We start from the raw sequence: 26,051 nt of genomic DNA on the forward strand, positions 1-26,051 counted from the left end.
CAGATAGTTTAGTGATCCAGATGCCCCAACCAAGCCAGTGGCGAGTATCGATCGGCAATACATGCTTCCAGAATGGCATTGGATACACCATCAAAGTTTTCACTGTTGCTCAATAATACTACTGAAATCCCTTTATTTGGAAAGGCAACGAAATAATTTTGATTCGCTTCTCCTTGGCCAGTATGGAAAAATGCTGGTCCCTGGATACTTTTAAAAAGTCCTGTACCTAAACCCCAGGATAAATTCATTTGGTCATTATCAGTGGTCAGGCTGTCTTTTTTCGGACCAAAGCCCCGTTGACTAAGCACACGAATTTGTGGGGATAACATTTCTTCATAGCACCTTTTAGACAGCCCTTTCTTGTTCATTAAATTGGCAATAAATCTCGCATAATCACTGGCTGTAGTGGTCATTGACCCAGCTCCACGAGAACTACTCCTTCTTTCTGATCCATATTTTTTGCCATCTTTAAAATAGGCAAAAGAGAAATTCTTTTCAAACTCCGGCTCCCAAATCATACTGGTATATTTCATTTGAAGGGGTGTAAAAACCTCTTCTTTCGCCAATACATTGAGTCCTTTACCCGTATATTCCTCCACAATAAATCCCAAAAGATTCATCCCTTCGTTAGAGTAATAAAACTTTTCACCGGGTTTAGCAATTAAACGGGGGCTATTTTGATAGATGCTCCGTAAGACAGGCATCCCTGAACTATGGCTAAGGATCATTCTTGGCGTAATCTTATTGAATGCAGCCGTGTCTTCAGCCAGATCTTTCCATTTCGGATACTCAGCTATTGGTAATTTCAGGTAACTATGGATTGGTTTATCAAGATCGAAACCCCCCTGATCTACCAAACGTAGGAATAAATAGCTGAAAACAACTTTAGTGAGGGAGGCAGCATACATGACTGTACTGTCGTTGAGTGGTACTTGCCTTTCTACATCCTTCAGTCCGAAACTATGGCTCCATACTGTTTTATTGTGATTGATAATGGCCAGCTGCAATCCGGTAACCTTGGCACTATCCAGGATATGATTCAATCTGGCGATCAATACAGCTGTAGGAATAGATCGGCCATTTAACTGTTTAATCTTTTTGGCTTGTTGGGCATCACTTACTGTGAATATCAAACTACAAGCGATTAGGAGAATTAGCTTTTTCATATTGCGTTTTTTTTTACTAAATCTCCGACTAAATCCAATTGCATACAACGACATACACACGTCAGTTACCCGACAAATCAGCCTCTATTAAACTAGAAAGCGTCTTTTACATTTTATAGGACAGCCAGGTTTAGAAAAATGCAAAGGAGAATGGATATTTTATTGGTAGCAATTTGATGGAACGATAGAGGTTCAGCAGGGTCATGCAAACCATAAAAACATAGATCAGCACTACAAGTGGAAAGCCAATTGGAAAATAGAAAACCATCAAAGCAATGGCCGGAAATAACAAAATACTCATACTGAGGTGGAAATTAAGCACTTGTTTTCCTTGCTCATCATCTTCGGGATGCTTCTTTCCTTTGAGTAGCCATAATACGAAAGGAAAGACGATGTTTAAAATGGGAAGGCACATGCCAATCAGCGCAGAAAGGTGAAATAATGGCGTGATGGAAGATTGTTCAACTACCGGCTGTTCTTGCAGACTGGCAGTCCCCTCTGCTGCATCCATCAACAGCTCTGGATCTATTTCCAGGCAATCTGCCAATATTTTTAAAGTTTGGATATGCGGTACCACACTGCCTTTTTCTATCCGTTGGATGGTACGGGTAGTCACACCTGATAATTCCGCCAGATTTTCCTGAGTCAATCCTTTTTTTCGACGATAAACAGCGAGCTTTGAGGGAGGCATAGTTTTTAGTTTAAACTAAAATCGGAAAAAATATCGGGTTAATCTGCTTCTTTTCCAATTTTGATTGGATGTCCATTTCTTCTTCTATTTCATGATCGGAATTACACTTTTTCTTTAAAAACAATCCGATCATCTTGCTCATAAGCGTAGCCTTTTTCAATTGCTCTTTTTATTCCTAAATGCATAACCATCTCCACATTGGCACCAACTCTGGAATAGCCAAACAACTTAGCACCTTCCCTCACCAATTCGGCCTCAGGAAGGCTGATTTGATTCCTTAAAATGGCCTGAATGCCATTGGCAACTTCCGAAACGGGCAGATCTTCTGCATCACGTTTCTGAAAATCAGTACTGGCAGTTCTATATGTGCTGTATTCTTGAAGATTATGGTCCTTTTTCCAGAAAATATCCCTTCCCAAATCAGAAGATAAAACTAAGCCCAGTTCAAGGAACAAAGTCTGAAGATAATCACTGTATTTACTACTCATTCTTCCAATACCCCAGGAACTTGTGATCCGTTTACTCAGCAAATTCCTGCTAATCGGGGATTCAACTTCCACTACTTTTAGAATCTGTGACTTAATCTTTTCTCTACTTCCTTGCCCGAAGAATTCATCAGGAGAAAGACCACTAAGCGCTATTTCTGCAACTTCATAAGCTGAAACAGCTGAAGCAAGGGGGATTGGTTCCGCAATTAAATGCGCTGCATCAACCGACTGGACAGGCTGCTCTACCACTGCTGCCTGGATTACTGCTGTAGCAACTATAGACTCAACTACTTTGTTTTTCCTTTTCTCGGTAGCCAATCTAATCGCCTCTAAAATTCCATTGATTACCCTTTCCGGCTTCTCCCACCATTCGGCCGACCAGATTTTGTGGATATTCCAACCCAGCGAAGCTAGAACTTCCACCTGAATAATTTCTCTATCCTTAGCGGTATTGGCTTGATGATAATTCCTACCATCGGTAAGAATAGCCAGCATATATTCTTCCGGGTGATCAGGATCTACAACGGCTAAATCAATCTTATACTCCGAACATCCAACCTCAGTATGCACCATGAATCCGTGTTTGGCAATTTCAGCAGCGATGACACCTTCAAAAGAAAATGCTTGTTCCAAATTAACTCTACTTCGGATTGGCAGGACCGTTTTCCCCTTTTCTGCATAGGCCAAAAATGCTTTTAGCCCCGCCACACCTTCAGATGAAGTACGGTTAAGATCGATCCGATCAGCAGTAAGCGTCGAAAACACCTTCATTTCATATCTGGCTCTGGATACCGCTACATTAAGTCTACGCCAGCCTCCTTCTCTATTGATTGGGCCGAAATTCAAGCTTACCCTATTGTTTTCATCCGGACCATAACCCACGGAGAAAAGAATCACATCACGCTCATCTCCCTGAACATTCTCCAGGTTTTTGATAAAGATCGGCTCTTCACATTCCAGTGCAATCTTTTCCAGATCAGGACGGAGCCTGTAAACATCTGTCAAAAGATCCTCAATTAAAGACTGCTGAACCGCACTAAAGGTGACGATCCCAATACTTTTACGGCTCAAATACGCATCAGATAAACGGGCAACTACTTCTTCCACAATTGCCTTTGCTTCGGCTGCATTTTGTCTTGTTTTTCCTTTGTCATAAAAGCCTTTAACGGGAACAAACTGCACCTTACTGACAATATCATCAGTAGAAGGAAAAGTGAGCAACTTGTTTTCATAGTATTTTGCATTACTAAAAGCGATCAAACTTTCATGCTTACTGCGATAATGCCACAATAAATGTTGGGATGGAATAGATAATGCCAGACAGTCATCTAAGATGCTTTCCAGATCTTCTTTTTCGATGTTATCCTCATCCACATTATTAGTCGAAAAGAAATTAGTTGGGGGCATCTGTTTCGGGTCACCTACCACGATGACATTTGTTGCACGGGCAATGGCGCCGACTGCTTCACATGTAGGCATTTGAGAGGCCTCATCGAAGATCACCAAATCAAATTTCACACTGTCGGCATCAAAATACTGAGCTACTGATATCGGACTCATCAACATACATGGGCTGATTCTATGGAGTAAGTTCGGAATCGAATCAAAGATTTTCCGAATCGACTGAGCCCTTCCATTGTTTCGTATGGCGCGTTGAAGTAAACCTATCTCAGAACTCTGAGCCGCCTCTTGCGTAAAAGATGGGATTTTAGCTGCAAGCCTCGCATAGAGTTCCTTTTTCGTCAGCTCCTCAAAACTACGAGACAATGCCCGGAATCTTTTGATCTTCTCTTCGAAAAGTCCACCGTTAAATGTCGCTAACGCCGGATTTTGCTCAATGATATATTCTGCTGCAGAACGATAAAAGCCAGTATAGAACTGTGTCATGAGGTCGCTGGTTGGAATAGACCCATTGTCATAAGCTGCTACTACAGGCTGTAAGCCTTCATCGATGGCATGCTTGCGAACCACACACCAATTGTACCAATCCTTCAAATCATCTATATTTTCCAGCCAACTGTTTGCTTTTAGACTGATATATTTATTCCATACAGGTACTGATTCTTTAAGGATTAACAGATTTACCCCAAGTTTTTCTTGAGTAGAGCTCTCCGTAATTCGAACTTGCCTAAGTTGAAGTACATAGTCCTTAAATGTTTTTTTATGGGTTGTAAAAAACAACTGACTACCTTCGGTAAAAGCATTGGCCAACTGCTCCCGCCAAAACTTAAGTTCTGCAGCTCCGCTGAGTTTAGCAGCCAATTTATTCAACTGAATCAATCCCTTACAAATCACCTCTAAGGCGCTCCAATCCGGATTTCCGTTCAACCATAGAAAACCCAAAAGTTTCTCCAGGTAAACGGCAGAGTCAATAACTCCCTGCTCCTGCTGGTATTCATTCACTTTAATTAGCAGATTTGGCACTTCTGCCTTATCCAGCTTAGCTGATAAAGAATACCCTTTCAGAAGTTTTAGCATTTTGCGCTGCGCCAACCATCTTGGAAGGAACCATTTTTCATCTGCGATGTTCCAATCGGTAAGCAATTTTGAAGCTGGAATGGTCAATACATCCCTGGAAAAATCACGCAACAGTTCTGCGCTTACAAAATCTCTTTTTACACCATGTTCAATTATCCCGACAACCTGTGCCAGTGTCTGTTCAAAAGCGTCCGTTTCTAAAAGCGAAGCAGGAAAATCTGGCAAGTCCAGAAGAATCGTCAAAAGATCAGCAAAGGCATCCTCTTGTGCTGCTGTTTTCACTTGTCCGGCAAGCATCAGCACCTGAGCAGATTCTTCTTTCTTAATCAACAAAAGCTTAAGCTCTTCCAGATATTTACTCAACAATTCCTTAAGCTCTAGTTTAAACCCAGGAGAATAGGACATCAGGTCAATTAGTTCTAATGCATGACCTTTAGGATGTCTGATCAGGTTCCCCGCAGCCTGAATTTCTTCCAGCACATCCTTCCATTTACTAAAGCGTTGTGGTGTAACCCCTTCAATTTCCACATGGCTAAAAGACACACGTTGCTCCTGCTGCTCTAGCTGAGCATAAGCGCTAAAAAGTTCATATAAGGAGAAACCGAAAGGATATTTTCTATGTAGCGCTTCCACATAAACATTGATTTCATTGCGAAGTTCAAACAGACGGTCGGCTTCTAAAGAGAAATGTTCCGGGGCGTTTGAGCGGACAATTTCTGTAGCCGCTTTTAACTGTTCTAAAACTGCAGTTTTCTTTGATTTATTAGAATGTAGTTCTAAGCAAAAATCACCAATCCCTATGGATTCTAATCGTTTTTCGACCACTTCCAAAGCGGCTTTTTTGGCGGCGACAAAAAGTACTTTTTTACCGGCATAAAGCGCATTTGCAATGATATTGGTAATGGTTTGCGATTTACCCGTTCCCGGAGGACCGTGCAAAACAAAACTTTTTCCTTGTGCGGAAGATATGATCGCTTGAAGTTGGGAGGAGTCAGTGCTGATCGGAAGTGCCACCCCAGCAGGATGCAGCAAGCTATCGGAGATTTCCGCTAAGGTTGCATTGTCCTCCGGTTGCCATTCCAGTTTACCCGAAACCAAACTTGCCACTACTTTATTTCGACAAAGTTGAGCTGCATTGTTGTGAATATCATTCCAGAGGATAAACTTGCTGAAAGAAAAGGTTCCAAGGAGTGCCTGTTCCTCTACATCCCATCTCGACTTAGACATGATGGCTTGTCTAATGACATTAAAAATAGCCTTTACATCTACCCCGTTTTCATCCTTTGGCAAGGTCTCTAATCCGCCTATGTTAATTCCAAAATCCTGCCTGATCATCTCCAGCAGCGTAATGTTCACAATCGTTTCCTCTTCTCTGCTTCGAATCACATATCCCTTCTGGGCTGATTTCCTGATTATTTCTACCGGCAACAAAAGTAAAGGCGCATATCTGGCTCTTTCACTCGCGTCGGTCTCATACCACTTCAACATTCCCAAGCCAATAAACAAGGTATTTGCCCCGTTTTCTTCCATTGCAGTTCTGGAAGAGCGGTATAAATGGGTCATACTGTCGCCAAGCTCCAGATCAGACAGGTAAGCTCTTAGTCTTTTGTGTGAAAGCTCGTGTCCAACAAGATCCGCGATGGGATCAGAATGGTGAATCGATTGATAAATACCTGAATCTCTCGCGGAATTATCCCAATCTGAAGGTTTCCCCAGAACTTGAAATTCTTCCCCATTTGCCAGGGCATCTTCCAGTTTCCCGGTATCTACGGTAATAAACTGAATGACACTCTTGGTCATTCTCACATTTAACAGGCTATTACGCAGGGTAAGATCTAATAACTTTCGCTCCCACATCTGCTGTTTAGAAACCTCCATCCAGGTTACTTCAACTATTTTCTTTCCAACGGCTTTTGCTGCTGGACTATGGCTTTGACGTTCCTTCGGCAGCACTTCTTCAACTTCCCAACCGGAGGAAGTGGCAATCCTTAAAGGCAAGGGGCGAACGCCGCCAAATCTGGCTCGTTTCACATCAATAAAGAAAAGAAATTCGTCTGTATTCAGCATCTTTTGATCTGCAGATGATACCGCCTGATCGAAAGTGGTTTCGCTTCCTGCATTCATACAAGTAGCCTCCAATAATGCGATTTCTGTGATTCCTTCTGCCGCTCTTTTGGTCAATAATGAAGGATCATCGTTCACTGCATCAGCAAAAGACTCATCAATCAACCAAGCACCTGTAAAAGCGTGGCCTTTAATCACCACGATTATGGGGTGTATCCCAACTGCCTCCAGGCAAGCTGCAAATAGCAGACTTAAATCCAGGCAATTGGCTAATTTATTTAGAAATATGGTATCTAACAATCGTACACGTTGGCCCTGTTGTTCAAAACTCGCAGGCACCGAACAATAGACAATTTGCAATTCTGAAATGGCCTCGTAGATGGCTGCCATTTGATTTCTTACCCGATTAGGATTTTTACTCTGGTATCCATCAAATGAAGGATTGCCGGTCCATTGGTCCAATAATTGGGAAGCCCGTCTAATGATCTTTGGGATATCCGGATGGTTAGGCATAATGAAGGCCGCCAGCATTTCAGGTAACATTCCTGCACCTGGCCATTGATCGTAAGCCAGGAGTTCAATAGGATAAGATGCTTCAAATACCTTATGTTGATGATCAAATAACCTTAAAATCAGCTTACCTGTCATCTTTTCGCTAAGATCAGCCAGGAACTTGGGAGAAATATCAAGCTGCCTGGAGCTGATTTGAAAAACCTCTCCCACCTGAAGCGCTCCAATTTGATGAGACCAAATTGCTGCAAATTCTGGTTCGGCAATGATCTCTATACGCAGATCTTCCCAGGGATGTTCAGTAGTATTGGTAATGGTCAGTTCCCTGATACTCGCAACATGGTTTTGCTGAAGTGCAAAATTTATAGAAGGAGTGTATAAGAAATCTACGGTTTTCGTTAAAGCAGGAACATCCATATCGTCGTCAAAAATATAAATCCCAAGTTAAAAAAAAATCATTGGTTTCTCTAATTAGCCGATTCACAAGGCAGTTTGTTTATTCTTTGTGACCTCATCCTTAAGCTTACCAAAACGGTAATTCAGACTTACCGTAAAACGTCTGTGATAAACCTGAGAATTGGTTTGAGTAAACATTTCATCTCATCTGAACTTTAATACAGTCCGTCTTCTATTAGTCTTTCATTAATGGTTGATTAATCCCTGCAAGGTCTAAATGACCATTTAACCACGTTGTAATGACCTCGTAACTATGCTTTTATTATGACAATACTTTAAGAGGATCCTGAGCGGATGCCGAATTTATTGTATACCTTACTCCTCATAACACATTGCTTACCAATAAACAACAACACTATGGGAAGTTTAAAAAACGGATTATTTGGTGGGTTTCATGGCCGGGTAGGCAATTTAGTAGGTTATGAGCTGAACGGAAAAAACGTCATCAGGACAATTGGGCATAGCACCAAGCCCCTCAGTCCAGCCAGAAAGATCAATTGTAATCGCATGACCATCGTTAACGAATTTCTACGTCCCATCAATACTTTTATTAAGCTAGGTTTTAAGCTCAAAGTCTTAGGCACTGATAGGAACTACTATAACGAAGCCGTTTCTTATAATAAGAAACATGCCGTTACCGGTGAATATCCAAATGCCTTCATGGATTATCCTAAAGCGATGCTGAGTATGGGGACACTGTTAAAAGCAGAAAAACCTCAAATCCAGCTTATGGGCACAGCAATTGAATTTAGCTGGGATGTCCCTGCTGATCTGCCATGGCGCAACAGAAACGACCGGGCCATGTTATTACTCTATTGGCCTGATCAAAACCAGCAAACGCATTGCCTTAGTGGATCCCATAGAATAGATGGAAAACATAGGCTGGAGATTGACCCATCCCTTGCCAACGAACGTGTAGAGGCCTATATCTCTTTTATTTCTGATGATGCATCCGAAATTTCGGACAGTGTCTATGCAGGCAGCCTGGAGCAAAAAAATGAGCTGGAATTACCAGGAGTAGCGCAAACAGAGTTCCCTAAAAAAGAGGGTGGAGCCGGCTATAAAGAACCTCAACAAAAATCGCCTGTAAATGCGCAAATCCCGGATACAACAGATCATCCACAAATATTTAATACCAGTATCAATCACCAGTCCTCCTCCTCTTGGTACAATTCTTCCAAAAAACAGATTAACTACATGATCGCAACCAGTAATTCTCCCTACCAAAAGAGTTTATGAAGATCCCATTATTAATATTGGCCGTAAACATTATAAGCCTGGTTAAACTCTTTTAAAATCCCAGGCAACGATGTTCCATTGCTCTACTCCATCATGATAGGTTCCTATGACCTCAAATCCCAGTCGTTGGTGCACTTTTAAGGATCTTATGTTTCTAGTTGAAATTTCAGTAACACAGGCTTCATAAGCTATGGATACCTGATTTTTCGTTTCACTATATAACCTACTTAACAAACCATGTCCTCTAAAGTCCTTATCTACACACACCTGTCCTCCTACTATATACTGGTAATCAGTTAAAGGTTTATTGTTAAAAATACAAGTTTCAAAAGCATTAAACATCGGTGTTATCGATGGCAAAACCTCTTTCATCGAAGCAGTCATGGCTAAATTATAACCGACCACTTTTTCATCATGTACTGCAACTATTTGAGGTAAATCTAGTGCCAATGTTTGCAAAAGCTCCATGGTATGCTCAGCAAAAACGAATCCTTGTTTTTCCTGATCTTCTTTACTGAGCAAAGTATATAAATTTTGTCTTTGAAGGTCGAGAATCTGCTCGAATTCTTGCGGTGTTGAAGCGGCTTTAAGTATAAATTCCATGGCTACTAATTTTTTATTTCCACAAAATAGACAATAACAGTTAAGTAAACTTAATTGCATTAATCTATTTTAGCCGCTCTTAATCTCAATGAATTCAAAATAACAGACACTGAGCTAAAGCTCATCGCTAACGCAGCGATCATTGGAGAAAGCAATATGCCAAAAAACGGGTATAAAAGACCCGCGGCCAGCGGAATACCCAATACATTATAACCTAAAGCAAAAAATAGGTTTCCTTTGATATTACCCATGACCTTGTGACTCAGCAATCGAGCTTTTGCAATCCCATTCAGATCACCTTTTACCAAGGTAATTGCAGCGCTTTCAATTGCAACATCGGTTCCTGTACCCATGGCAATGCCGATATCTGCCTGAGACAATGCAGGAGCATCGTTTATCCCGTCACCGGCCATGGCTACCATTTTACCTTCTGCCTGTAGCTTTTTAATTTCATTTAATTTATCTTCCGGTAGCATTTGAGCTTTGAAACCATTCAGATTCAAACTATCACTAACAGCCCTGGCCGTATCTTCATTGTCGCCGGTAAACATCATCACCTGCAAGCCCTCTTCCTGAAGTTTACGAATTGCTCCTGCACTGGAGGCTTTAATTTTATCAGAAATAACAACATATCCAACGGCAAGCTTTCCGACAGACAAGTAAGAAACCGTTTTACCTAATTTCTGTGCAGACTTCACCTGCTCAGCTAAGTCAGCACTGATTTCCGCTCCTACATGCTCCATTAATTTTTGATTTCCTAAAGCGAGTTTCGCTCCCTCTAATTTGCCAATCACACCTTTACCCGTTATTGCTTCAAAGTCTGAAACGGGATGTACCTTAACCTGATTCTCTTCCCCATATCGAATGGTTGCTTCTGCCAAAGGGTGCTCACTGCTGCTGTTTAAAGCAACAATTCTTTCCAGGACATCCTTTTCAGTGAAATCCTGATTTACACTCCCTATTTTTTCAACGGAAGGCTTTCCTTCGGTAACCGTCCCTGTTTTATCAATGATCACCACATCAATTTTATTCATCTTCTCCAGTGATTCCGCATTTTTGATCAGGATGCCCGATTTTGCACCTTTTCCTACCCCAACCATTACAGACATTGGCGTTGCCAGGCCAAGTGCACATGGACAGGCGATAATGAGTACAGCAATGGCATTTACAAAGGCGTAAACATAGGCCGGATCTGGTCCATATTTCGCCCATACAGAGAAAGTAAGTAAGGCAATCAATACCACTACTGGCACGAAATATCCAGAAATTTTATCCGCCAATTTTTGAATGGGTGCTTTTGAGCGACTTGCAGTATTCACCATCTCGATGATCTGAGACAAAAGGGTTTCTGAGCCCAGCTTTTCAGCTACCATTACAAATGTTTTATTGCCATTGATCGTACCTGAACTCACTTTATCCCCCGGTTTCTTTTCCACTGGTACTGGTTCGCCGGTAATCATGGACTCATCAATAGTAACTTCTCCAGTTTTTATACTGCTATCTACGGGGATTTTCTCTCCAGGTTTCACCCTCAATAAATCTCCTTTTTGAATGTCATCAATCGAAACCGTCTGCGCTTTGTCAGCTGAAATCCTGGTCGCCGTATTTGGGGCTAATTTCAAGAGTTCCTTGATGGCACTATTGGTTTTCCCATGCGCTCTGGCCTCTAAAAGCTGTCCCAGTAAAACCAGGGTTAGAATCACTGTTGCCGCTTCAAAATATACGTACACAGTGCCATGATGGGTTTTGAACTGATCAGGGAAAGCAGCAGGAAATAACAAGGAGACAATACTAAATAGCCAGGCTACCCCTGCCCCAATGCCAATCAAGGTAAACATATTCAGGTTCCAGGTGATTATAGATTTCCAAGCACGCTCAAAAAACATCCAGGTTGCATAAAAGACTACTGGTAAAGAAAAAACAAATTGAACCCAGTTCCAATATTTAAGCTCCATGAGTTTGAATAATGGATTATTGGGAACCATTTCAGTCATCGCAATGATAAAAATTGGAATCGTAAAAACCGCAGCGACCTTAAACTTACGCAACAAGTCTTCATAAGTATGATTCTCCGCGTCAAGATCGACACCCAAAGGAACCAAATCCATCCCACAGATAGGACAAGCACCTGGTTGATCTTTTATAATTTCCGGGTGCATCGGACAAGTGAATTGGGTGGCCCTATGTAATACCGGTTGTTTCAAGAGGTCCATACCGCATACCGGACAGTTGCCTGGTTTATCATAAGTTTTATCCCCCTCGCAATGCATGGGGCAATAATAAATGCCTCCACCTGGCTCATGATGATGGGCTATTGGTTTTGATTGCAGATGATTGGGTTGATGATGAACATGAGCAGATGGTTGATGCTTTCCAGTTATTTTATAAGTATGGGTCATAACAGGGATAAATAAGTATTTTATATTTAACACCTAAATTCTTTTAAAGTTTCCTTAATTATCCCTGTCTTTTTAGCAGAAAAGCCTCAGTTATTAGCTGAGGCTTTCCTATCTGTTAAAAATCTGTTCTTATTATTCACTGTGGAAACACGATATCTGTGATCTGATATCCGGCCTTTTTAACTTCTTTTTTAAGCTTACCGCTTTTATCAAATATGAAAAGATTACTGAAAGGTTCCCCTCCAGAGAATATCTCCGGACTATCCGCAATATAGAGCTCCCCATTTTTAGGATTTACTTTCCAGCAGGTAGCAAATAGGATCCCTGCATTCGCATGGTCAACAAATTCCTCTGCTTTTTTAGTCAGGGTATTGAATCTGCAAATCACTCCTCGAGAAGTTTCTTGCCAATATAAATATTCATCTTTTCCGCTGGAGGTAAGCACCCCATTTGCAGGCACCTTGAAATTCGTGGCCAGTTCAACCGAATCTATTCCTTTATTACGCTGATCCAATTTCACAAATTTAGCCTTATTGCTGGCACTCCCCTGAACACCTAACCAGTAGCTGTTATCCGAACTTTTAACCACTCCTGATACGTTTTCCTTATAAGTATTCAGGACGATCACCTTACCGTTTTCTACTTTGATCAGTTGCTTTCCTGCTCCAGTAACAATACCCTGATTGGCGGTATTTATTGGAATCAAAGTTACGTCTTTACTCCCCTCTAGAATGGTAGAGCTGATTGTTTTGTTCGTCAGGTCGACGGGATAAAGACCAGATTTTTTACGATTCGTCACATTTACATATCCGGTCTTTCCATCCGTTGTCGCAAAATAAGTCACATTACTTATACTGGATTGTTTGACCACGTAGTTTAACTTCATGGTTTGTGCATCGACAACGGATAAGGAATTAGGCCCTGAAGAGGACGTAATGTAATATTGGTTATTAAACTGGTATAAGTTATTTGCTTCCGGTGATAAGAATGCACCTGGGTTAGCGCGCGAAAAGATGTTCAACTGAATTGTTCCATCCTCATCCAGATGTGATAATTCTGAATTTCCCAATCCGCTTTCATCTGTGTAACTTAACAATAGAACTCCATCGCCATAAGGCCCGAGTACTTTTATACGGTAATTTAAGGTCGTTTTACCTTTATCGTTTTCTACTACAAAATCAATATTATAAGCACCTGGATCTACTTTTTTAAAGGTATATGTTGCGGTATTGGCTACTTCTTTACCATTTTCCAGCCATTGATATCGGTTTTTTTTCCCTGTGATCAGTGGTGCCAGGGTCAGCTCCTTGTCCATCTTAACAGTAATCAAGCTATCGCTAGCAGTCTGATAAGCTAGTTTTGCGATTTCTGTTTGTTCTTTTTTGCAGGATACAGCAAGCATCCCTACGCAAAACATTGCGACTATAGTTTGTTTTATTTTCATCTTCTGCTTTAAACCACAGCAAACGGAATTATTAAAAATGGTTATACGCGATATGTATCCTCATTCCAGCTTCAATCCCCGAAAGCTATGAATCATAAATGCTAAAGGCAGGTCTTCTGACTTACTCCCCTAAGTACGGTCTTCCCATTTTTTCGAAACAGTGACCTTTTGAATGTACCTCGGTTAAGGAGCTTACAGCTGCGGGACAGTTCTGGATTTACACCAGATTCCCTTTTAATCCCGATTGCGAATCCGGGAACCAAAAGCGCTGCAAAGATATAAATCCAGGTGAATATCTGGTCGCTGAGGTTAATTATTCGTATGTTTAACTACGAAAAGATTCGTATTAACAAAAACCTATTTAACATGCGCGCTAAGCAACTGTACTTCTTACTGTTATTCTGCCTAAATATAGGCTCTGTTTATTCCCAGGATAGCCTATCACTCCAGGCTTATGAAGAAAATCTCAAAACCATTGATGTTTATATTCAGGGAAAAAAATATAGTTTTCTCTTCGATACTGGCGGAGGAGAAACGACCATTTCGCCAGAAATTGCCCGGGTATTAAACAAAAATACTTATGGGAGTTTAACCGGTTTTCGAATGAGTGGTGATATCATTAAGACGGTTAAAGCAAATGGAATAACCATGAAAATTGGTCATACAGAGATTTTCCATCCATCAGTGGCTGTTTTAGACATCATGAGTCTTTTACCGAAAGAATTCCCAAGAATTGACGGCCTCATTTCGCTCAAGACATTTGAAAACCAAATTTTAACCCTAGATCTTGCCAGGAATACCTTGTACATAGAAAGTGAAAAATCAGCGGTAAACAGGATAAAGGGGAAGCAACCAATCGAAAGTCGATTTGCGAATGGTTTAACAGGAACGGAACTCAATATCTTTATTGGTATTCCAAAAAACAACTTCAGTTACTGGTTCCTTTTTGATTCTGGAAATAGTGGCCCGCTCCTCTTATCCAATGAAACTGCATTGCAATGGGGCTTGAGAAAGAGCAAACTGGACTCCACTATTAATAAATCTTCCGTTAATATCCTGCTTGGTAAATCCAACTTCAGGGCTGTTCCTTTTTTCAGAGACATCATTTATGAGGGCGTCTTGAACTGGGATTCAATGGCAAAATTTGTATTTACAATTGACTTTAAAAGAAAACAAGTATGGATGAATTCGCCAGAATCTTTATGATTCCGGCGAATTCTTTTTTAGATCCTTGAAGAAGGATTATTATTATTTTGAAACCGCTCCTTTATTGACAAATCCTTTATTAATTTCCTCATCGGAAAGGATCTTATTGAACACTTTCAGGTCGTCCACTGCACCACAATAGCCATTGGTTTTACTTCCTAGCGTTTTTAGCGGAAACACCAAAGTTTCTACCTTGAACATGTTAGCTTTCGTATCCGGGTACAAAATCTCTTTACCCATCATTTTTTCCTGAAGTTTTCCATTGATGTACAAGGAAGTTCCTTTATGATTACCGGTAATCACTACCTGCGTCCAGTCGTTTAGCGGCAACTGATAGTTAAACTCATAATCGATCCCTTCTCTGGAGAATCCTATTTTTTGAGATTTAGTAGAAGATTTAAACACCCCATTTTCTGAACTAAATAAAATCCGCTCTCCTACAGACTTCGGGTCTGGTTTTAACCAGAATGAAACCGTATATCCGTAACCAATCTCCTTAAGCGGAAGCTCTAAAAGACTATTTTCAGCGGATAAAACTAATGCATTCCCAGTCTTCCCTTTGTCGAAACGAACATTGTGTTTAACAGCAGCAGCGCGTTGGTAACTAGATTGATCCTTCAAACTTGATTGATCAAATGTATAGTTCAACACCAGTGAATCCTTTCCTAAAACATAACCGGCTACGTTTACACCAGGCCCCTCTTTAACACCTTTTCCTTTAACCAGGAAATCTTTAAAAGGAATGCTATCCGTACCTGCCCACATCTTTTGAGATAAAACCTGCAAGGCAGGAAATACCCTATCATGAACATCTTTTTCTGTGATTCCGTTCTTTGCCGGCGATTTATCATTCCAAACCGCAAACATTCCTCCTATAATAGAAGGGTCACCCGCCTGAAAAGTTACATTACCAATATTAATCGGCTCCCATTTTCTGTATAGATTCTTTAAATTCAGGTAATCGTAATAATATCCTGCTGCAGGAACAATATACAACCAACCATCTGGAGTACTGATTTGATTATAACCTAATTTCTTCATTTCTCTGGGTTCACCATAGCCATTGTACCAGGCATTCATGGTGACTCCTTTAGAAACGACAGGCGTAGTTCCTTTTGCATGAGTCAAAGCACCCCAAACGCGCGCTTCTTTTCCAAATCCTTGTACATATTTGATAAAGTAATCGGTGAAATACCTAAACTTCTCCGCTTCTGCTTTAGCATACTCATCCGTACCAATATGAACTACTTTTCCTTGAAAAACAGGATTCGGACCTTCCAGGTATTCTTTAAATATATTACTTACAATCTCATAGGTTTTTGGGTTATACAGATCTAAATGGTCTGGTCCATATTTCTTGCTTCCTATTTCAGGTAGAATTCTGGTGATTGATAAAGAATGTGCCGGCACATCAATTTCTGGAATAATGTCCACACCATAACTGCTGGCCATTTCCTGAAGTGCGATAAACTCTTTCTTGGTATAGTGACCATCTTTTGCCGTCAGCGTAGGATAAGTCGTATTCTCTAAACGGAAAGCCGCAGGTACATCATCCCAATTGTTCTTGAAATAGATAGGGAAACCATTGTCATTTAAATGGATGTGAAACTCACTCATTTTATAATAAGACATCATTTTCACGTAATCCCTCAGGAAATCTATGGTAAAGAACTTCCTGGCTACATCCAATACCAATCCTCTTACCGCATATTTGGGATAATCGCGACTCTCTCCTTTTACGATGCGATGGTTTAAAGGATCTTGCTCCAGTAGTTGCAGCAATGTTCTTGTTCCCCAAATTGCACCTTTCTTGTGTAGTGCTTTAATCTGCAGGTAATCCCCGATGATCAATTCATATCCTTCCTCTGCCAATCCTTTGTCTGAAGAATTCAGGGAAAGTAAAATGTCACCTGCAGCAGGTTTCCCTGAGCTGATTTCTAAGGACAGATTCATGGCCTTAAGGTCCTTTTGAAGCAAATTAGCGATCTCTTGTAAGACCGGGCTTTTCTCTGCCAAAACAAGCTTACTTTTCTTTTTCAATTGAAATGTACCGGTTGCCCCATGCCACTCTCTTAAGGCAGGGATTACAAAAGGCTTAGGATTGATCGCTTTATCCTGGTCATTAAACTGACCTGGTACCTTCAACTTAAGCGTCTGCATATCCATCGTGACTTGGTCAGATTCACGTTGTAGCTGATAAAACAAAGAAACATCGACATTTTCCAGCGGACTAAAAACCTTTCCATCGGCATTGATGACTGTTAACCGGTCTGTGCCTTTTAATAGCGCGCGAAAGCCCTTAGGGACTTTTAAATTAGGGATTGAAAGATCTCCAGGTTTTAAAGTGCCTGAAAAGGCCACCTGTTTTCCGATTTCTCCAAACAGCACACTATCGGGCTGCTGGGCAAATCCCTGTCCACCACACAAAAGGGCGCAGGAAACCATTGCGTATAATTTTTTCATCTTCATATTTTAGGTTCAGATGGAAAACGGCACAAAATCATCAATTCAGCACAGTTCCATTAACACAATTTTAATAAATTACCAACCAAGAAGAAGACAAATGAATGCACTCAAATCACACAAACGTTTGCGCAAATTGCTATGGAGAAAGAATCAGGACGGCGGGTCAAAAGAATTTTCTACGAGGATGTCGCATATCCCCCCTAAATATGTCATGATATCACAGCAGATCCGGTAACTCAGAAGGATATATTTGTTTAAGTATGCTATTAGTCCAATTTACAAAATCTATCCTTGATCTTCCCTTATGGGGGACTAAGGAGTATTCCCTGGAGAAAATGGAATGGATTATACTGCTTGTGTTTGCCATTTGGGCTTTCAGCTATGCTTGTTTATTGATGAACCTGCCGCCCCGGATAAAAAGTTGGAAAGGAAAAATCAGCTTAGCTTTACTATTGCTAAGTTCCACTGGACTGATCATTGCTGGCATGTTAAATGTAAACCCAATGCGTCCCCCAAAAGGAGATAACCAACAAATTCAGAAGTCCTTAAAACTACCTTCAAATGAAAGACACCTCAAATACCGCTAAACCAACAACCATAACGGAGTATATCTCTGCCTTTCCAGCTCAGGTACAATTGCTGTTGGAATCAGTTAGAACAGCCATAAAAGAAGCGGCTCCGGAAGCAGCAGAAACGATCAACTACGGCATTCCAACTTTTACGCTGAATGGCAATCTTGTTCATTTTGCCGCTTATAAAAATCACATTGGATTTTACCCTACACCTGCAGGAATCGAATCCTTTAAGCAGGAATTATCGGCCTACGAGATGGCTAAAGGATCTGTTAAATTCCCAATTGACCAACCCTTACCCTTAGCGCTAATCCGAGAAATCGTGGCCTTTAGAAAGCAGGAAAATTTAAAAAAGGATAAAAAGAAATAAAAACAGGAGTATTCCAGTTTTTTGTAAAACCCATGGTGAATTTTTATGGGAGTGCATTTATTTTATTGGCCAATCGATAGTGCTCCGGCGACATTCCCATTAGTTTCTTAAAAAGACGAGAAAAATAATAAGGGTCATCGTAACCAAGGTATTGCGCGATATCTTTAATCTTACTATGGGAACCATACAACATCGCACATGACTTTTGAACCTTCATCTGAATAAAATAATCCATTGGAGAAGTGCCTGTCGACTGTTTAAATAAACTTGAAAAATGAGAAGAAGACAATTTGTAACGGGCTGCAAAATCCTCCACAGTAAACCTTTCTTCCAGGCTATCCTTCATAAAGACAATCGTTTCCCGCATCATATCTTTATCATCAGTACCTGAAAAATGTTGCGTTGGAAAAAGAAAGGTAGATAGAAAATGGTAAAGACACATATTGGCATTGTTCAGGTTGTCCCTACTGTAACCCATTTCCAGCGAAGCATACATTTCATCCCATATTTGCAGTCCTTTTTCATTGTAAGGAATATCTTTAGGACCATCATTGATAGAAATATTGAGCTTGGCATTAAAAGCAGCCATATCTGCCCCGGAATAGTGAAGCCAGGATATCGTCCATGGCAATTCCTCATCGGCACCATACCTCATGAACTTTGTCGTGGCCGGTATATGAAAAAACTGACCGGGTTTAACCTCATAAAGCTTCCCTTCTATTTCATACCAACCCTTCCCTTGTAGGCAATAGATGAGAATATTATCTTCACAACCCTTTCTCCGCTCTCTAAAATGATGTGATGCTTTTGGAAAATAACCGATATGTGTAATAAAAATCTGGTTTAACAAATTTGAAGCAGCGGTATTTTTGTAGACCATTCCTGGTAGACTAATCAATTTCTGGCCTTCAAATCCATCTCTAACCTTTATTTTCCTCATATCAGTTTAAGTTTTACCCCATTTTTTCTTGATGGGGTAAAACTAACAATACCTTTGAATAATCTACTAAAAAACAGCTTTCAACTTTTGTCCTTTTTCCAAATTAACTTCATATACATCGCCTGTTTTTAGGACCTTTTTAACATTCCATTTCGGCACACGGCCATCGAAGTTATCTTTGATACGCAACTTTCCTTTTCTGCCGGCAGTAATGCTAAAACTGACAGTCTGATTGTTTTTGCGGGCGCCAGAAACCAAAGATCCCCCTTCAGCTCTAAGATTTGTAAATGATGCATCTGCCCATTTTTTAGGCATTGCAGGAAAAATACGAATCAACCCGGTGTTAAGTTCTCCAGGTTTTGCACTCCAACTTTGCATCAACATTTCATGTACTGCTTGTGAGGCCAGGAAATTCCCTTCTAAAGTAAAAGGCCTATAAGTAAAGCCTGAATAACCGCTTTTAGTCTGATCGCCATTCACATGGAAACCATTGCGCAATACAAAGGCTTTCACGAAAATATCCAGGTTTTTAACTGCGGCTTCTCCATCTCCTACTCTTGCCCGCAGACAGCTCATCCAGGAGAAAGTATAACCTACCCATTGATTGGTGCCTAATTTATCCCAATTCTGCAAACTAGCTTCAATCATTTTCTCATCGGTTTTACCGGATTCATTGTTGATCAGGTTAAAAGGATAGATCCCAATAATGTTTGATAGGTGTCTATGGCTATTGGTCAATTCATATTTCGCGTCTAAAAGTAGCGTCCCATCTGCTTTCGTATGGAAATCACCAAGGGCCACTGCAGCATCTGCCCATTTCTTTTCATCAGCAGTTTTACCCATTTGCGCCGCCATTTCCTTTAGGGAAAGGAACAACATTTTTAAGCTCATCAGGTCATAATTACTATTGGGCTCCAACCAGGCCTTAGGACTATTGTCGAAAATCTCCGGAGAGGATGAAAGCGGCAATTTCAAAAGACCATTTTGATCTTTTTTCAATATTCCTAACATACACTCCCCAACGCCTGAACTCCAAGGGTAAGCTTTTTCTCTCAAAAAAGTATCATCTGCGGTATACAACCAGTGCAGGTAAAACAAATGCGCGCTCCAGGCACTCATGGTTGGCGACATACTATATTGTCCCCAGCCGCCCAAAGGTTGTCCGGAATAAGACATCACACCCGGGCAAGCTAAACCACCGGTACCATAAAAATCTCTGGCAAAATCTTTGAAAAAATCACGGCGATCCCAAAGGAAATTCAGGTAGGATTCCCCTTCCTCATATCTGCCTGATTGTTGATAAGCCATATAGGTCATCTGTGTATTCAAATCATTGTGATAATCACCCTTCCATGGTGGTAAAGCACCATTATCTGCCGTCCATACTCCCTGCAATGGCATCGGTGGAGCCTTTAGCCTAGAAGCTGCACCATAAAAATACTGTACTAGATTGTATTGCTTTTGAACTGCTGTATCCGGAATACTTACACTTGATTTCTTCCAGAATTCTGCCCACCATTTTGCATGAGGTTTAAGCATGCCAGCATATCCTTTATTTAATGCCTGAGCCACTCGTTCACGTGCCAGCGACAAAGGATCTTTCCCATCAACTGTTGAGGTAATTGTGAATGCGATCAGTGTTTCCTTAGCACTTTTCTTTGTTTCCAGGTATACACAATATTTAAGTCCTTCTGCGGCTTCCTGGATGTACCATTCGGCAGTGGCAGTTTTTCCTTTGATTGCTTCCGGGTAACCGAGTTTGCTAACCGATCCACCGCTACTTGGGCCGCCATCTCCTTTGGCGTTTTTACGATACACATCCATCGGACTAAACAACATTACCGAATCCGCAGCAGTTCCTTTGATGGAAAGCATGGCTACCGGGTTTTTAGCACTGTAAAAAGTATTGATGGTTGCGCCTGAGTTAAACCTCGTGATTCCTTCTGCTGTAGCTTCCATCAATTCAAATTCCCTAACCACTTCCCCATCTGGAAACTTAAGTTCTATTCGACCAGCCGGGAGTTTCGTTGGGCTTACGCCATTGTATGCCTGATCCCACCAACTATTAACGGTATTAAACTCCTTTTTAGCGATCAAATCTGCGCCCTTTTGATAGGTGTATTTTTTCCACCATTCCTTCTCTCCATGCGTACGCTCATCCCATAAATCCCCCCTGTCTAAAGACAGCCTGATGGTGTTTTGTTCGCCCCATAATAAGCCTCCCATTAAGCCATTGCCCAATGGCAGTGCTTCATCCCATGTTTTAACAGGGGCTTTAAGTACTAAATTGTAGGCTGGGTCGGGCAGTCTAACTTGTTGCGCATAGCTGGATACAGCTACGCAAATATTTAAAAAGAGAAAGCTGGCTTTAAAGATCTTGGTTTTATACATCGTGTGTTTGATATTCAGTTTTGGTTGGTTTCATTTGTGGTTAGAAGCAAAGCTAACCGCATCAACATCATCAATAAATAGATTAAAGTATTATTTTAATGGATTATCCAATGGATGCCTCCTGGATTTTCGGGTAATCTGTATATTTACGCTATGAGTTTCACTGCAGCGTTTCCCTTACTAGAGGATTGCACCTATCTAAATACGGCCAGTTCAGGCCTATTGTCTACCTCCATACTCGCCTGGAGAAAGTTACATGATGAAGATTTTTTCCATGGGGGAAGTAATTTCCGCTTGCAACAAAGGGAATTCTTACAGGATGTCAGGGAACATGTGGCCAGATTTTTCCATAGTAAAGTCGATAACACCTTTTTAGTTCAGAATCTATCTATAGGTTTCAACACCTTTCTTGATGGATTATCAGCCGATCATAAATTTCTGCTGGTTGCCAGCGATTATCCTTCGGTAAATTATCCGGTAGAAAGCAGAGGCTTTAGCTGCGATTACGCCCTTGCCGACGCCCAGCTTGAACAAAACATACTTGCGAAAATGGCTGAGTTTAAACCCACTATACTGGCCCTCAGTCTGGTTCAATATACCAATGGGATTAAGATCGACCTCAATTTCCTGAAAAGGCTAAAAGAAAGCTATCCAAATCTACTGATTGTTGGAGATGGCACACAATTCTGTGGCACCAGCGCTTTTAACTTTGAAACCTCAGGCTTAGATGTGCTGATCAGTAGCGGCTATAAATGGATGCTTTCCGGCTATGGCAATGGCTTTGTGCTTTTAAAGGATCAGGTTTCACAACACCTATATCAAGAAAGAATTTCATACCCACTTCCTACAGAATCCTTTTTGAAAGACCGAAGCTTTTTGTCGCTCTGCTTTGAACCTGGACATCTGGATACCTTAAGTTTTGGTACACTCAAGCAGTCTATACTACTTCTTGAGTCTGTGGGTAATGATTTTATAGCCGAAAGACTCCAATTGATTGGCGGAATGGCGAAAAAAGCTTTAACAGAACGTGGCTTACTGACCCCTTCAGTTGTGGGACGCGAAGCACACTCCACAATTTTCAACATACCTACCAGCGCTGAACTTTTCAAGAAATTACAGGCAGCCAACATCATTGTTACTCCAAGAGGAGATGGATTAAGGCTATCCTTCCATTTTTTCAATACGGAGGCCGATCTCCAAAAGCTGCTGCAAGTACTAGATCAGGATTAACAGCCATCATGATCACCTGGATATAAACAAAAACCGGATTTCTTGATTTAGAAATCCGGTTTTTTGCGTTTAGGGCGTTAAAAACGCTTGTGTTATTTGTTTTTTGGACCGTATGCATTGATTTTAGCCAATAATTCTTCCGCATTGCAATCAATATGAGAGGCTGTCAGGTATACCATATAATGTCCGTTTTCATCTAAGCCACCACTAACCGCCATCTTTGATAACTTTTTACTGATGATTGCTTTGTAATGGTCTACATTACTCAGGTGGATTGTCACCAATACATCCGCTCCCATTTCTGTTAAGCTCAACTCCTCAATATCTCTCCACCTGATCAGTCCGGCAGCTTTACTTACCGGAGTCACCCTGGAAACAATCCCATCTGGTTTAAGCGCAATCATTGGTGATTTATCTTTCGCTGCTGCTAATGATTTAATCAGACAGTAGGTAAGAACGATTAGGCCTACCCCGGATATCACCGCCGCTTTAGGCAAATACCGATCTGAAAGTACTCCGGCACTATACAATAACATACCTAGGAAAATGACGATCATTCCGACATAAATTAAAACCAGTTGATTTGATTTCTTTTGATTTCTATAAAATTCCATATTAAGTTTTGTTTCAAAAACCAAGCCATCCAATTCTATTGCGCTATTTATAAGCTATCCTTCTGGAACCATGAGACATTTAGATTTTGAGTTGTTCCGGCTGAATCAAGAATTGGCATTGGGAACCTCTACGAATACCCTTAAGGAGACAGTCAGGCCATTGCCATAGCGCCCGATTCCACAGATTTTTCCAAAGAAAACGATCTTAATTTAAGAGCACAGAACGCAAAAAAAAATAGCCTTCAAAAAAATCATACGGATTAGGGTCAAATCAATAATTTTATTTAATATTACAGTGTTGGATTCTTGCGAAAGATTTCGAATACTAACTTTAACCTTTACTCTTAACGCCATTCTAATTTTAAACCAAAATATGAGATTAGGCTCCTATCCGGGGATTGAAAAAGTAAGCTTCACTCATCTACAGCGCCTGTTTGATGAGGAAAATAAAACTAACTTTAGTCTCATTACATCATTAGCAGAACTTTTGTGTGAAGTGCCAAAAGCGTTTATTGCTATTGAAGGTGAAAAAAGTGTTGTCCCATTTACGTCCAACATACCTGTCGTTATCCCGGATATCAGTGTTGACGATCGTTTTTCTAACCATCAATTACTAAAATCAGGTATTCATTTTTTTGCCTGTGTCCCGATCCTGACTGCGGAGAGCCATCCTTTGGCCTATCTATGTGTGACGGATCATCAACCAGGCAATCTGAGTAGCAAGCAAATCGGTGGACTGGAACTTTTGGCTCAGCAGGCATTTGAAATCATCAAGACTAAACTGGAGAACCTAGACCTTAAGAATCTAACAGATGAAAATGCGACACCAGCTCAAGAAATAGACACTATTTTTCACAATGCAATCGACGCCGTTATTGTAGTTGACGATAAAGGCATCATTTCCCTATGGAACCCTAAGGCTGAAAACATCTTTGGTTGGCAAAAAACAGAGGTTACCGGACGATACTTCCATGAAGTTGCCTTTCCGGAACAGTATCATCAACAGTACCTTCAACTTCTGGAGAACTTCAATTATGATACTGAAAAAAACCACCCCAATGCTACTGTAGAAATTTCTGCGGTTAGAAAAGACCAAACGACCTTTGATGTTGCATTGAGTATTTCTCCGGCAACCATACAGGGAAAGCACCTTTACATATGTTTTGTGAGTGACATCACCAGTCGGAATCAAATTTCTCAGAAGCTGGATAAACAACAGAAGTTCTATGAAAACATATTAAACAAGCTACCTACGGACATTGCGGTTTTTGATGCCAATCATAAATACCTGTTTGTAAACCCAGGAGCAATTAGTGTTAAAGAATACCGGGATTTTATTGTTGGCAAGGACGATTATCAGTATGCGACTTATCGCAATAGAGATACCACTACAGCGGATTTAAGAAGAGTACAATTTCAACAAGTGAAAGACAGCGGCAAGGAAATCCGTTGGGAAGACAGTCTGAAAGATCCGCAGGGCAATAGCATCACCCATTTACGTCGGATGTATCCGGTTCATGATGAAAATGGCGAGTTATCCATGGTGATTGGTTTCGGCATCGACATTACCGACCGTAAAGTTATGGAAGAAAAGCAGGCCGCATTGGTACAGCAGTTGTCTTCACAGAACACACAGTTAATTGACTTCTGTAACATCGTCTCTCATAACCTGCGGGCTCCATTGGTGAACATGTCTATGTTGGTCGAATTTATTGAAGAAACCAACAATCCTGAAGAACAGAAAACACTGATTTCTAAATTAAAACCAGTTATTGAAAACCTACATACGACTTTTAATGAACTTGTAGAATCTATCCAAATCAAACAAGACCTGGAGGTAAAATCGGAAGACATCCTATTGACGGACTGTATTCGCAGAACTTTCGAAGGACTACAGTCGGAGGTTAATAAATCCGAAGCCGTTATAGAAACAGATTTTGAAGACGCGCCATCGGTTTATTTTCCTGCAAAATACCTATACAGCATTTTTCACAACCTTTTCAGCAATTGCTTAAAATACCAGAGTCCAAAAAGAAAACTTTTAATCCAGGTTAAAAGTGAGAAAGTGGATGGAAAAGTACTGCTGTCTTTTACAGACAATGGTCTTGGCATCGATATGGATAAACATAAAGACAATTGTTTCAAGATCGGAAAGGTATTTCACCACCACCCGAATTCAAAAGGATTTGGTTTATATATGACTAAAACACAAGTAGAAGCCATGAAAGGTAAAATATGGGTAGAAAGTAAAATCGATATTGGTTCTACTTTTTTTATTGAATTTATAAATCAAAAAGCATGAATTCATTAAAAAAAATAGCGCTCATTGATGACGACAGCACTTATGTCTTTTTAACAAAAAGAATGATCAAGTCGGCTAATATCTCCACTCAAATTGATGAATTCCATGATGGTCTACAAGCGCTCAATTTCCTGAAAGCGAACCAAAACAATGCCGAAGTATTGCCTGATGTGATATTTCTGGACCTCAGCATGCCCATCATGGATGGCTGGGAGTTTTTAGAAGAGTATACGGAGGTAGAACCAAGCATCAGAAAAAGCATCATCCTATATATTGTATCTTCTTCCATTTCCCCTCATGACTTTGAAAGGTCTAGAAATTTCAGTGTAGTTTCTGATTTTATCATTAAACCATTGAACAAAGAAAGATTTATCCAGATCATGGGAGATTTATCTTAAGCTCCCATGCTAATTTATTGCAAG

At 40.7% G+C, this 26,051-nt stretch carries 17 protein-coding genes and 1 riboswitch; of the genes, 7 read left to right on the top strand and 10 right to left on the bottom strand.

Features of this window, described 5'->3' with window-relative positions; genetic code table 11:
- Positions 1–8 precede the first annotated feature (8 nt).
- From GM920_RS03540 to GM920_RS03550, 3 genes are all read right to left on the bottom strand, one after another.
- Positions 9–1,166 carry a serine hydrolase domain-containing protein gene (locus GM920_RS03540; protein WP_182953464.1) on the bottom strand — a complete coding sequence of 386 codons (1,158 nt, stop codon included), beginning with the start codon at positions 1,164–1,166 and terminating at the stop codon, positions 9–11.
- Between the two features lie 130 nt (positions 1,167–1,296).
- Complete coding sequence (locus GM920_RS03545) at positions 1,297–1,857, bottom strand: helix-turn-helix domain-containing protein (protein WP_182953466.1); 561 nt, start codon at positions 1,855–1,857, stop codon at positions 1,297–1,299.
- A gap of 101 nt (positions 1,858–1,958) precedes the next feature.
- Positions 1,959–7,814, bottom strand: coding sequence for a DUF3320 domain-containing protein (locus GM920_RS03550; protein ID WP_182953468.1), 5,856 nt, complete (start codon positions 7,812–7,814; stop codon positions 1,959–1,961).
- A gap of 396 nt (positions 7,815–8,210) precedes the next feature.
- Here GM920_RS03550 and GM920_RS03555 point away from each other — a divergent pair, with 396 nt between their 5' ends.
- A complete protein-coding gene (locus GM920_RS03555) occupies positions 8,211–9,092 on the top strand; it encodes a DUF6266 family protein (RefSeq protein ID WP_182953470.1) in 882 nt (293 codons plus the stop codon).
- Between the two features lie 42 nt (positions 9,093–9,134).
- Here GM920_RS03555 and GM920_RS03560 read toward each other — a convergent pair whose 3' ends face one another.
- The 3 genes from GM920_RS03560 to GM920_RS03570 form a co-directional block, all read right to left on the bottom strand.
- A complete protein-coding gene (locus tag GM920_RS03560) occupies positions 9,135–9,695 on the bottom strand; it encodes a GNAT family N-acetyltransferase (protein WP_182953472.1) in 561 nt (186 codons plus the stop codon).
- A gap of 59 nt (positions 9,696–9,754) precedes the next feature.
- On the bottom strand, positions 9,755–12,094 hold the full coding sequence (locus GM920_RS03565; protein WP_182953474.1) for a copper-transporting P-type ATPase: 2,340 nt from the start codon (positions 12,092–12,094) through the stop codon (positions 9,755–9,757).
- A gap of 136 nt (positions 12,095–12,230) precedes the next feature.
- Positions 12,231–13,538: a DUF5074 domain-containing protein gene (locus GM920_RS03570; RefSeq protein WP_182953476.1), complete on the bottom strand. Its 1,308-nt coding sequence runs from the start codon at positions 13,536–13,538 to the stop codon at positions 12,231–12,233.
- Positions 13,539–13,627: 89 nt separating this feature from the next.
- Positions 13,628–13,817: riboswitch (cobalamin riboswitch) on the bottom strand.
- Between the two features lie 87 nt (positions 13,818–13,904).
- Between GM920_RS03570 and GM920_RS03575 the strand changes: the two genes are divergently transcribed.
- Positions 13,905–14,744, top strand: a complete 840-nt coding sequence (locus GM920_RS03575; protein WP_235964418.1) for an aspartyl protease family protein — start codon at positions 13,905–13,907, stop codon at positions 14,742–14,744.
- Between the two features lie 42 nt (positions 14,745–14,786).
- Here the strand turns inward: GM920_RS03575 and GM920_RS03580 are convergent, their stop codons facing one another.
- Complete coding sequence (locus GM920_RS03580; RefSeq protein WP_182953480.1) at positions 14,787–17,207, bottom strand: family 20 glycosylhydrolase; 2,421 nt, start codon at positions 17,205–17,207, stop codon at positions 14,787–14,789.
- 263 nt (positions 17,208–17,470) lie between these two features.
- On the opposite strand from GM920_RS03580, the gene GM920_RS03585 reads away from it, so the two are divergent.
- Both GM920_RS03585 and GM920_RS03590 read left to right on the top strand, forming a co-directional pair.
- On the top strand, positions 17,471–17,797 hold the full coding sequence (locus GM920_RS03585; protein WP_182953482.1) for a hypothetical protein: 327 nt from the start codon (positions 17,471–17,473) through the stop codon (positions 17,795–17,797).
- Positions 17,772–18,152, top strand: coding sequence for an iron chaperone (locus tag GM920_RS03590; protein WP_182953484.1), 381 nt, complete (start codon positions 17,772–17,774; stop codon positions 18,150–18,152). Before GM920_RS03585 ends, GM920_RS03590 begins: the two co-directional genes overlap by 26 nt.
- A 43-nt stretch (positions 18,153–18,195) precedes the next feature.
- Here GM920_RS03590 and GM920_RS03595 read toward each other — a convergent pair whose 3' ends face one another.
- The gene (locus tag GM920_RS03595) at positions 18,196–19,092 is read right to left on the bottom strand and encodes an AraC family transcriptional regulator (RefSeq protein WP_182953486.1); all 897 of its coding nucleotides are present in this window, start codon (positions 19,090–19,092) and stop codon (positions 18,196–18,198) included.
- 66 nt (positions 19,093–19,158) lie between these two features.
- Positions 19,159–21,483, bottom strand: a complete 2,325-nt coding sequence (locus GM920_RS03600; RefSeq protein ID WP_182953488.1) for a glycosyl hydrolase family 95 catalytic domain-containing protein — start codon at positions 21,481–21,483, stop codon at positions 19,159–19,161.
- 153 nt (positions 21,484–21,636) lie between these two features.
- Here GM920_RS03600 and GM920_RS03605 point away from each other — a divergent pair, with 153 nt between their 5' ends.
- Positions 21,637–22,713 carry an aminotransferase class V-fold PLP-dependent enzyme gene (locus GM920_RS03605; protein ID WP_182953490.1) on the top strand — a complete coding sequence of 359 codons (1,077 nt, stop codon included), beginning with the start codon at positions 21,637–21,639 and terminating at the stop codon, positions 22,711–22,713.
- 92 nt (positions 22,714–22,805) lie between these two features.
- Here the strand turns inward: GM920_RS03605 and GM920_RS03610 are convergent, their stop codons facing one another.
- Positions 22,806–23,327, bottom strand: a complete 522-nt coding sequence (locus tag GM920_RS03610) for an STM3941 family protein (protein WP_182953492.1) — start codon at positions 23,325–23,327, stop codon at positions 22,806–22,808.
- A 373-nt stretch (positions 23,328–23,700) separates the two neighbouring features.
- On the opposite strand from GM920_RS03610, the gene GM920_RS03615 reads away from it, so the two are divergent.
- Both GM920_RS03615 and GM920_RS03620 read left to right on the top strand, forming a co-directional pair.
- A complete protein-coding gene (locus GM920_RS03615) occupies positions 23,701–25,629 on the top strand; it encodes a PAS domain S-box protein (protein ID WP_182953494.1) in 1,929 nt (642 codons plus the stop codon).
- Positions 25,626–26,027, top strand: coding sequence for a response regulator (locus tag GM920_RS03620; RefSeq protein WP_182953496.1), 402 nt, complete (start codon positions 25,626–25,628; stop codon positions 26,025–26,027). Before GM920_RS03615 ends, GM920_RS03620 begins: the two co-directional genes overlap by 4 nt.
- Positions 26,028–26,051: the final 24 nt, after the last annotated feature.

The sequence above is a fragment of the Pedobacter gandavensis genome, from assembly GCF_014172405.1.
GTDB classification, from domain to species: Bacteria; Bacteroidota; Bacteroidia; order Sphingobacteriales; family Sphingobacteriaceae; genus Pedobacter; species Pedobacter gandavensis.